At 74.9% G+C, this 9,754-nt stretch carries 7 protein-coding genes and 1 pseudogene; 4 read left to right on the plus strand and 4 right to left on the minus strand.

Annotated elements, in window-relative coordinates; all coding sequences use genetic code 11:
* From F8274_RS28220 to dnaK, 4 genes are all read right to left on the minus strand, one after another.
* Positions 1–412 (minus strand): heat shock protein transcriptional repressor HspR (locus tag F8274_RS28220; RefSeq protein WP_151465402.1); only part of this gene is annotated, 412 nt, incomplete at its 3' end.
* 31 nt (positions 413–443) lie between these two features.
* A complete protein-coding gene (gene dnaJ, locus F8274_RS28225) occupies positions 444–1,628 on the minus strand; it encodes a molecular chaperone DnaJ (protein WP_151465403.1) in 1,185 nt (394 codons plus the stop codon).
* Positions 1,629–1,707: 79 nt separating this feature from the next.
* Positions 1,708–2,466 (minus strand): nucleotide exchange factor GrpE, encoded by a 759-nt coding sequence (gene grpE, locus F8274_RS28230; RefSeq protein ID WP_151465404.1) that lies wholly within the window; start codon positions 2,464–2,466, stop codon positions 1,708–1,710.
* A gap of 49 nt (positions 2,467–2,515) precedes the next feature.
* Positions 2,516–4,369: a molecular chaperone DnaK gene (gene dnaK / locus F8274_RS28235; protein ID WP_151465405.1), complete on the minus strand. Its 1,854-nt coding sequence runs from the start codon at positions 4,367–4,369 to the stop codon at positions 2,516–2,518.
* Between the two features lie 208 nt (positions 4,370–4,577).
* On the opposite strand from dnaK, the gene F8274_RS28240 reads away from it, so the two are divergent.
* From F8274_RS28240 to F8274_RS28255, 4 genes and pseudogenes are all read left to right on the plus strand, one after another.
* The gene (locus tag F8274_RS28240; protein ID WP_151465406.1) at positions 4,578–6,419 is read left to right on the plus strand and encodes a GTPase domain-containing protein; all 1,842 of its coding nucleotides are present in this window, start codon (positions 4,578–4,580) and stop codon (positions 6,417–6,419) included.
* A gap of 17 nt (positions 6,420–6,436) precedes the next feature.
* Entirely contained in the window at positions 6,437–8,095 is a 1,659-nt protein-coding gene (locus F8274_RS28245) for a GTPase (protein WP_151465408.1), read from the plus strand.
* A 67-nt stretch (positions 8,096–8,162) separates the two neighbouring features.
* The gene (locus tag F8274_RS28250) at positions 8,163–9,383 is read left to right on the plus strand and encodes a hypothetical protein (RefSeq protein ID WP_151465407.1); all 1,221 of its coding nucleotides are present in this window, start codon (positions 8,163–8,165) and stop codon (positions 9,381–9,383) included.
* 59 nt (positions 9,384–9,442) lie between these two features.
* A pseudogene (locus tag F8274_RS28255) lies at positions 9,443–9,754 on the plus strand (hypothetical protein); the annotation flags it as partial.

A 9,754-nucleotide genomic window follows, 5' to 3' on the forward strand; every position in this document is an offset into this window, starting at 1 on the left:
AGACGACGAGCGCGGTGGAGGTGCGGTTGGTGGGGACGAGGTCACCGCGGGGGAACCCGCCCAGCGACTCCAGCTCGGCGATCCGGCGGTACGCGGCGTCGAGCTCCGCCTCCAGTCGGGCCACCCGCGCCTGGGCCTCCTCCAGCAACCGCTCCAGGTTGATGATCCGCTTGACCCCGGCCAGGTTGATCCCGTCGTCCTGGCTGAGCCGCTGCACCTCACGGAGCAGCACCACGTCCCGGACGCTGTACCGGCGACCGCCGCCGGCCGCCCGGCCGGCCTGCACGAGGCCCAGCCGGTCGTACTGGCGCAGCGTCTGCGGGTGCATCCCCGCCATCCGGGCCGCCACCGAGATCATCAGAACCTTGGCCTCGTAGGCAGGGTCACCCGAGCCGACGAACTCCTGTGACATCCCCGCTCACCTCCGCTGCCTCGTCACCCGGTCAACTGAATCGACGCACCCGCGCGTCGAGATGTTCCCGCGCCGCCGGCGGGGTCTGCGCGGCGAACGTCTCCAGCGCCGCCCGCGCCTCGTCCGACAGCGTCGCGGGGACCACCACGTCGAGGGTGACCAGCAGGTCACCGGCGCGGCCGTCCCGGCGCACGACGCCCTTGCCCCGGGCGCGCAGCACCCGCCCGCTGGGCGTACCCGGCGGCACCCGCAGGGTCACCGTGCCGTCCAGGGTCGGCACCCGCAGGTCGGTGCCGAGCACCGCCTCCGCGAACGTGATCGGCACGGTCAGGGTCAGGTCGTCCCCGGTGCGCCCGAACAGCTCGTCCGGGCGGACCTTGACGTGCACGAACAGGTCACCCGCCGGGCCGCCCCGCTCGCCGGGCTCGCCCCGGCCGGCCAGCCGGATGCGCTGGCCGTCGGCCACTCCGGCCGGGAAGCGCACGTTGAGCGTGCGGGTCTTGGTGACCCCGCCGGTGCCGTGGCACTCCGGGCACTTCTCCTCGACGACGGTGCCCACGCCCTGGCAGTTGCGGCACGGCTCGGAGAAACTGAACGACCCCTGGTTGCGGGTGGTCACCCCGGCGCCGTGGCAGACCGGGCAGGCCACCGGCTGGGTGCCCGGCTTCGCCCCGTTGCCGTGGCAGGTCTCGCACACCCCGGGGGCGCGCAGCGTCAGCGGGAGGGTGACACCGCGAACCGCGTCGGGGAAGTCCAGCGCCACCTCGGTCTCGACGTCCCGGCCCCGACCCGGGCCCCGCGGGCGGGCCGCGCCGCCGGCGCCCCCGCCCGTGAAGATCGAGCTGAACAGATCGCCCAGCCCGCCGCCGCCGCCGAACTGCGCCTCGCCGCCGCCCGCCCCGCCGAACAGGTCGGACACGTCGAACGGCATGCCGCCGGGCTGGCCCGCTCCGCGGGCGTTGCGCCGGAAGGCGCCCGAGCCGAAGAGCGACCGCATCTCGTCGTACTCGCGGCGCTTCTTCTCGTCGCCCAGCACGGCGTACGCCTCGGAGACGGCCTTGAACCGCTCCTCGGCCTTCGGGTCACCGGGGTTGTGGTCCGGGTGCGACTCCCGAGCCAGCTTCCGGTACGACTTCTTGATCTCGTCCGAGGAGGCGGACTTCTCCACGCCCAGCGCGGCGTAGTAGTCCTTCTCGATCCAGTCCTTGGAACTCACCGGTCCACCCCCTTCCACGGGACGTCCCCCGGTCGTCCCGCCCGGCCGGCGTGGGCGGGCGGGACGTCACGGGTCGGCACTACTCGGGCTCGGCGACCGCGACCAGGGCGGGCCGCAGGAGCCGTTCGCCGAGCTGGTAACCCCGGCGCATGACCTGCACGCAGGTCGGCTCGGTCACGTCGGCGGAGGTCTGGTGCGCCACCGCCTCGTGCCGGGTCGGGTCGAACGGGTCGCCCTGCTCGCCGAAGGCGGTCAGGCCGAACTTGGTCAGCGCGGTGGTGAGCTGCTCGGCCACGCTGCCGAACGGGCCCACCAGGTCGCCGTGCTCGCGGGCCCGGTCCAGGTCGTCGAGGATCGGCAGCAGTGCGGTCAGCACCGTGCCGGTCGCCTGCTCCTGGACCAGGCTGCGGTCCCGGTCGACCCGCTTGCGGTAGTTGGCGTACTCGGCCGACACCCGCTGGACGTCGCGGGTCCGCTCGTCCAGCTCGGCCCGGAGCGACTCCACCTCGCCGCCCAGCGGCGCCTTCTCGGTGGTCGACTCCTCGCTCGGCTGGGCCGGCGCGTCGACCACCGGCGGGCCGGAGACCGGGGCGTCGGCCTCGCCCTCGATCTCGTCGACCACGACCTCGACCTCCTCGACCAGCCCTTCGGCGGGCGCGTCGGCCGCGGCGTCGGCGGCCGACGTGTCGGCCACCGACTGCTCGGTGGTCTTGCCGATCTTGCGCTTGTCGCGGATGACGACGCGCGGCTCCTCGCCGGCGCCCTGGCCGGCGGTCGCGGAGCCACCCGGCGCCGACCCGGTGGACCCCGGGTCGGCGGCTCGTGGCTTCTCCGTCATGCGGCTACCTCATCCCTCTCGCGGTGGGAAACGTGTCCGGGACCGAAGGTCACTTCTTGTCCTCGTCCACGATCTCCGCGTCGACCACGTCGTCGGGGCCGCCGGCCTGGGCGCCACCGGTCGCACCCGCGCCCGGCCCGGCCTCGCCCGGGGCACCCTGCTCGCCCTGCTGCTGCGAGTAGAGCAGCGAGCCGGCCTGCTGGGAGACCTGCGCCAGCTTCTCGTGCGCGGCCTTGATCTTGTCGATGTCCTGGCCGCCGAGTGCGCTGCGCAGCTCGCCGAGCGCCTCGTTGAGCTGGTCGCGGTTCTCCGCGGGCAGCTTGTCGCCGCTCTCGGCGAGGAACTTCTCGGTCTGCCACTGGAGCGCCTCGGCCAGGTTGCGGGTCTCGGCCTCGTCGCGCCGGCGCTTGTCCTCGTCGGCGTGCTCCTCGGCGTCCCGGCGCATCCGCTCGATGTCGTCCTTCGGCAGCGAGGAGCCGCCGGTGATCGTCATCTTCTGTTCCTTGCCGGTGCCCAGGTCCTTGGCGTGCACGTTGACGATGCCGTTGGCGTCGATGTCGAAGGTGACCTCGATCTGCGGCACGCCGCGCGGCGCCGGCGGGAGGCCGGTCAGCTCGAAGGTGCCGAGCTTCTTGTTGTAGGCCGCGATCTCGCGCTCGCCCTGGAACACCTGGATCAGCACCGACGGCTGGTTGTCGTCGGCCGTGGTGAAGACCTCGGAGCGCTTGGTCGGGATGGTGGTGTTGCGCTCGATCAGCTTGGTGAAGATGCCGCCCTTGGTCTCGATGCCCAGGCTCAGCGGGGTCACGTCGAGCAGCAGGACGTCCTTGACCTCACCCTTGAGCACACCGGCCTGCAGGGCGGCGCCGACGGCGACGACCTCGTCCGGGTTGACGCCCTTGTTGGGCTCCTTGCCGGTGAGCTGCTTGACCAGGTCGGTCACGGCCGGCATCCGGGTCGAGCCGCCGACCAGGATGACGTGCTCGACGTCCGAGACCTTGATCCCGGCGTCCTTGACGGCCTGCTCGAACGGGCCCTTGCAGCGGTCCAGCAGGTCCTGCGACATCCGCTGGAACTCGGCGCGGCTCAGGGTCACGTCGAGGTGCAGCGGGCCCGCCGAGCCGGCGGTGATGTACGGCAGGTTGATGTTGGTGGTGGTGGCGGCGGACAGCTCGATCTTGGCCTTCTCGGCCGCCTCCTTGAGCCGCTGCATGGCCATCTTGTCCTGGGACAGGTCGATGCCGTGCTCGCCGCGGAAGGTCTTCACCAGGTGGTCGATGATGCGCTGGTCCCAGTCGTCACCACCGAGGTGGTTGTCACCGCTGGTGGACTTGACCTCGATGACGCCCTCGGCCAGCTCCAGCAGCGAGACGTCGAAGGTGCCGCCACCCAGGTCGAAGACCAGGACGGTCTGCTCCTTGGAGCCCTTGTCGAGGCCGTACGCCAGGGCCGCGGCGGTCGGCTCGTTCACGATCCGCAGCACGTTGAAGCCGGCGATCTCACCGGCCTCCTTGGTGGCCTGGCGCTGGCCGTCGTTGAAGTAGGCCGGCACGGTGATGACCGCGTCGGTGATCTGCTCACCCAGGTACGCCTCGGCGTCCCGCTTGAGCTTCATCAGCGTGCGGGCCGAGATCTCCTGCGGGGTGTACTTCTTGCCGTCGATGTCGACGGTCCAGTTGGTGCCGATCTCCCGCTTGACCGAGCGGATGGTCCGGTCCGGGTTGGTCACCGCCTGGCGCTTCGCGACCTCACCGACGAGCACCTCGCCGTTGCGGGCGAACGCGACGATCGAGGGGGTCGTCCGCGAGCCCTCCGCGTTGGCGATGACGGTGGGCTCACCGCCCTCGAGAACGCTGACGCAGGAGTTCGTCGTGCCGAGGTCGATGCCGACCGCACGTGCCATGTTCGCTTCCTCGCTTCGTAACGGTGAGCAGGTCAACGGGCCTGCCCGGCGGGTCGCCCGCAGCGACCGCACCACAAGTTGAGTGAACTTGACTCAATAGTGCCACGCCCGGGGCGATCCGCAAGTCCAGGTTGAGCCGACCCGACGCAACCTGACCGTTATTACCGTCCGGTTGTCTTACCTTGCGTCGGTCGGGCACGCTTTAGCGGTGACGACGCACGGCGATCCCGCCACCCATGCCGGCGCGCCCGCCGTCGCCGCCCGCACCGGCCCCCACGACACCGGTGGGGACCTGCCCGCCGACGCCGCGGAAGGTCTGCCCGCCGCACTCACCGGCCTGCGGGCCGCGATCGGGGCGGCCCGGTTCCCCCTCGCCCTGCCCTCGGCCGAGCCCGCCCGCCGCACCGCCGCCGGCCTCACCGACCAGCTCGACGACTACCTGCTGCCCCGGCTCGCCCGTCTCGACGCCCCGCTGCTCGTGGTGGTCGGCGGCTCCACCGGCGCCGGCAAGTCGACGCTGGTCAACAGCCTGGTCCAGGCGCGGGTCAGCGCCGCCGGGGTGCTCCGCCCGACCACCCGCTCGCCGGTGCTGGTCTGCAACCCGGCCGACGCGGCCTGGTTCCGCCAGGGCGAGCTGCTGCCCGGCCTGACCCGCACCACGGAGCCGAGCGAGAACCCGGGCACCCTCCAGCTGGTCACCGCTCCCGCGCTCCCGGCCGGGCTGGCCTTCCTCGACGCGCCCGACATCGACTCGGTGGTCGACGCCAACCGGGCGCTCGCCGGTCAGCTGCTGGCCGCCGCCGACCTCTGGCTCTTCGTCACGACGGCCGCCCGCTACGCCGACGCCGTCCCGTGGGAGCTGCTGCGCAGCGCCCGGGCCCGGGGCACGGCCATCGCCATGGTCCTCGACCGGGTGCCCCCGGAGGCGGCCGACGAGATCGCCGCCCACCTGTCCGAGATGCTCGCCGCGCAGGACCTGGGCGCCGCGCCGCTGTTCGTCCTGCCGGAGACCTGGGTGGACGGGCAGGGCCTGCTCCCCGACCGGGTCACCGCCCCGCTGTCCGCCTGGTTCGCGCGGCTCGCCGCCGACGCCGAGGCCCGCTCGGCGGTGGTCCGGCAGACCCTCGACGGCGCGCTGGCCGCGCTGCACCCCACCGTCGACGCGCTGGCCGACGCCGCCGACGAGCAGGTGGCCGCCGCCGACGCGCTGGACGAGCGGGTGCGGGCGGCGTACCGGGGGGCGGAGCGGACGGTCGACCAGGGGCTCAAGGACGGCCGGCTGCTCCGCGGCGAGGTGTTGGCCCGCTGGCAGGAGTTCGTCGGCACCGGTGAGTTCTTCCGCAGCCTGGAGGCGCGGATCGGCCGGCTGCGCGACCGGGTGGTGGCCGCGGTCACCGGCCGTCCGGCCCCGGCCGCCGAGCTGCGGAACGCCATCGAGTCGCAACTGGTCACGCTGCTGCGCGGGGTGTCCGCCGAGGCGGCGGAGAACGCGTACACCGGGTGGAAGGCGCACCCGGCCGGGGCGGCGCTGCTCGAACCCGAGCTGGCGCACCCGTCGGCCGATCTTCCCGAGCGCGCCGAGCGCCTGGTCCGCGACTGGCAGCGCGGCGTGCTCGAACTGGTCCGGGCCGAGGGCGGCGACCGCCGCTTCGTGGCCCGCACCGCCGCGTACGCGGTCAACGCCACCGGCCTGGCCGTCATGATCGCGGTCTTCGCGGCCACCGCCTTCATCCCGACCGGGCTGGAGGTCGCCACCGGCGCGGGCACCACGGTCGCCGCCCAGGCGGTGCTCCAGGCGATCTTCGGCGACCAGGCGGTCCGCAACCTCGCCAGCAAGGCGCGGGTGGACCTGCTGGATCGGATCGGCGCGCTGCTGGCGGAAGAGGCCGAGCGGTTCCTCGCCCGCACCGCCGAGGCGCGCCCGGCCGCCGACACCGGCGCCGCGCTGCGCCGGTCAGCCGGCGAGGTGGAGAAGGCCCGGCACCGCGCCGGCCTCTCCGGCACCTCGGGCGCGGTGCTGCCCGCCGCCGACGAGGGTGGGCGCGCGTGAGCAACATCGTCGGCCGGATGCGGGAGGCGTTCCGGGGCGGGCAGCGGGTCGACCCTGACGTCCTGATCGCGCGGCTCCAGGCCCTCCAGCGCTTCCTCGGCGCGGTCGACGGCCAGGTGCCCGACGCCGAACTGGTCGCCGCGCACACCGTGGTCGAGCGGGCCGGCACCCGGCTGGCCCTCTCCGGCCACCACACCGTGGTCGCGCTGGCCGGTGCGACCGGCAGCGGCAAGTCGAGCCTGTTCAACGCCCTGGCCCGGCTGGACCTCTCCCCGGTCGGCGTCCGCCGGCCGACCACCGGGGTGGCGCACGCCTGCGTCTGGGGGCAGCTCGACGGCGCGTCCCGGCTCCTCGACTGGATCGGGGTGCTGCCGCGGCACCGGTTCGTCCGGGAGAGCCCGCTGGACGGCGACGACGAGTCCGGCCTGCACGGGCTGGTCCTGCTGGACCTGCCCGACTTCGACTCGGTGCAGCGGACCCACCGGCTGGAGGTGGACCGGCTGCTCGGCCTGGTCGACCTGGTGGTCTGGGTGGTCGACCCGCAGAAGTACGCCGACCGCGTGATCCACACCAGCTACCTGCGCGAGTTCCACCGGCACCGCGACGTGACCGTGGTGGTGCTCAACCAGGCCGACCGGCTGCCCCCGGCCGAGCTGCCCCGGGTCCTCGGCGACCTGCGCCGGCTGCTCGACGCCGACGGGCTGGAGGGAGTGCCGCTGCTGCCCACGGTGGCGGTGGACCCGGCCGGGCTGGACGGGCTCCGCGCCGAGCTGGAGCGCACGGTCGCCGAGCGGCAGGCCGCGCTGCGCCGGCTGGCCGGCGACGTGGACGCCGTGGTGGCCGGGCTCGACCCGCTGGTCGGGCCCGAGCCGCCGCGCGCCGGGCCGGGTGACGCCTCGGCACGGGAGCTCACCACGGCGCTGGCCGGAGCGGCCGGCGTGCCGACGGTGGCCGAGGCGGTGGAGGGGGCGTACCGGCACCGGGCGGTCGGCAGCACCGGCTGGCCGCTGGTCCGGGGCTGGCGGAAGCTGCGGCCGGACCCGCTGCGCCGGCTGCACCTGCCGGGCGGGGGCGCCGACGCGCCGGCGGAGAGCCTGGTCGCGGCCACCTCCGTACCCGATCCGACCGCCGCGCAGCGCTCGGCGCTCAACCTGGCCATCCGCGCGGTGGCCGACCGCTCCGCCGCCGACCTGCCGGCACCCTGGCCGGCCGCGGTGACCGCCGCGGCCCGGTCCCGGCTGGCTGACCTGCCGGACGCGCTGGACCACGCGGTGGCCGCCACCGACCTGGGCATGGACCGCCGGCCGACCTGGTGGGGGGTGGTCGGCGCGCTCCAGTGGCTGGTCACCCTCGCGGCGCTGGCCGGCCTGGCCTGGCTGCTGCTGGGCTACGCGCTGCGCATCCTCGGCCTGCCCGCCCTCGACTATCCGGAACTCGGCGAGGTGCCCTGGCCCACCGTGCTGCTGCTCGGCGGCCTGCTGGCCGGGCTGCTGGTGGCGGCGCTGACCCGGCCGGTGATCCGGTGGGCGGCGCGGCGCGCCCGGCGCCGGGCCGAGCAGCGCCTGCTCACGTCGGTGGGCAGCGTCGGCGAGAAGCACGTGCTGAACCCGGTCTGGGCGGTGCTGGCCCGCTACGGCGAGGCGCGCGAGGCGCTGCGGGAGGCGGCCCGGGGCTGAGCCCCGGCGCGGAATGCCCGGCGTGCTGACCGGTGTCCGGGCGGGCCGGGCGGCGTAGGGTCGGTGCATGGCCACGCCACAGACCCCCTACGAGGCGGTGCTGCACGCCGCTCGCGACGTGACGAGGCTCGACTCCGCCCTGGACGCGGAGATGCTCGGCGCCGCGCTGCTCGGCAGCGTCTACGCCGTTGCCGAGACCGACCGGGACAACGCCGTCCGCGAGTTCGTGGCCGGCTTCCTGACCGCCACGTCGCGCCGCCGCAGCGCCGCCGCGACCACCATCCGCGCCGTCTTCGCCACCCTGGTGCCCGACGCCGAGGGCGCCGGCCGGGTCCGACCCGGCGCGTACGCGCCCGCGTGGGCCGGCCAACTGGGCCGGGTGCACCTCACGGGCGCCTGGTCGTACGGCGACGTGTACGGCGACCAGACCTCCTACCTGGCCACGTTCGCCTACGACGACGACGAGGGTGGCCCGGAGCACGCCCTGGTGGCCCTGGTCGACCACAACATCGGGATCACCAAGGACGTGTTCGTGGGCGGCCCGGCCGCCCGGATCGTCGAGCAGGCCCGCGAGATCTGCACCCAGGACGAGTTCACCTGGTTCCGCACCGAGGACCCGGCCCGGATGCGCGTCGAGGTGAGCCGCCACCTGGCGATCACCGACGACCTCGGCGAGCTGCCGGCGCAGGGCTCGCTGGCCACCGACCGGGCGCTGGTGGGTGCGCGGCTGGCCGCGCTGCCCGGCCCGGCGCCCGCGGCGACGACCGATGTCCCGGCGCTCACCGACGAGGCACGGACCGGGCTGGTGCGGGCCTTCCTCGGCTCGCCGGAGGCGGTCCGGTTCGGCCTGGACCGGGTGGCCGACGGGGAGCTGGCCTCGCTGCACTTCTGCCTGGGTCTGCTGCTGGACCACGCGGCGAGCTTCCCGGACGCCGACCCGATGCGGTGGAGCCCGACGGTCGCGGAGCTGTTCCTGCTCGACTGGGTGCACCGGCGGGCCGTGCTCGACATGGACGACGCCGCCATGCTGCCCCGGGTGCTGCGCGGCTGGGCGGCGTACGCGGCCCGCCAGCGAGGGCTGGCCCCGGCGGCGGCCGCCCGCACGGACGAGGCGATCGAGGAGATGGTCCCCGAGTTCGCCCGGCTCTACAGCACGGGCGAGCGCCGCAGCCCGGCCACGGCCGCCGTCGCCCAGCTCATGGCGGACGGCGTCGACCCGGACGATCCGGCGGCGCTGGACGCCTGGATCGAGGCGAACCGCCACCGCCTCACCGACGACCCGGCCTGACCCGCCGGGCCGTCGGGAACGGCCGCTGGCCGGATCAGGCTCGCGACGCGGTCGGGGCCGTGGTGCCCGACGCCGTGGCGCTCGGGTGCGGGTCGTCGCGCGGGCTGAGCGTCGGCGTGGGCGACTCCGACGACGGCGTGCCGGTCGGTGACGGCGTGCCGTCGGTCGGCTCGGTCGTCGGGTCCGGGTCGCCGGTGGGCGACGGCTCGGCGGTCGGGGTCGGCTCCGGGCTCGGGGTCGGTTCGCCGGTCGGGCTGGGGCTCGGCTCCGGGTCGGACGGCGACGGTGAGGGCACCGGCGTGGGGCGTGGCGGGCTGGCCGGCGTGGTCCGGATGGGATGCGGCGGCGGCGGCGCGGGAGCGGCCGGGTGG

Source organism: Micromonospora sp. AMSO31t (genome assembly GCF_008868175.1).
Lineage (GTDB): Bacteria > Actinomycetota > Actinomycetes > Mycobacteriales > Micromonosporaceae > Micromonospora.

Coding starts and splice junctions, on each gene's coding strand:
- F8274_RS28245 (WP_151465408.1), top strand. CDS start 6,437: ATGCGGGAGGCGTTCCGGGGCGGGCAGCGGGTCGACCCTGACGTCCTG.
- dnaK (WP_151465405.1), bottom strand. CDS start 4,369: ATGGCACGTGCGGTCGGCATCGACCTCGGCACGACGAACTCCTGCGTC.
- grpE (WP_151465404.1), bottom strand. CDS start 2,466: ATGACGGAGAAGCCACGAGCCGCCGACCCGGGGTCCACCGGGTCGGCG.
- F8274_RS28250 (WP_151465407.1), top strand. CDS start 8,163: ATGGCCACGCCACAGACCCCCTACGAGGCGGTGCTGCACGCCGCTCGC.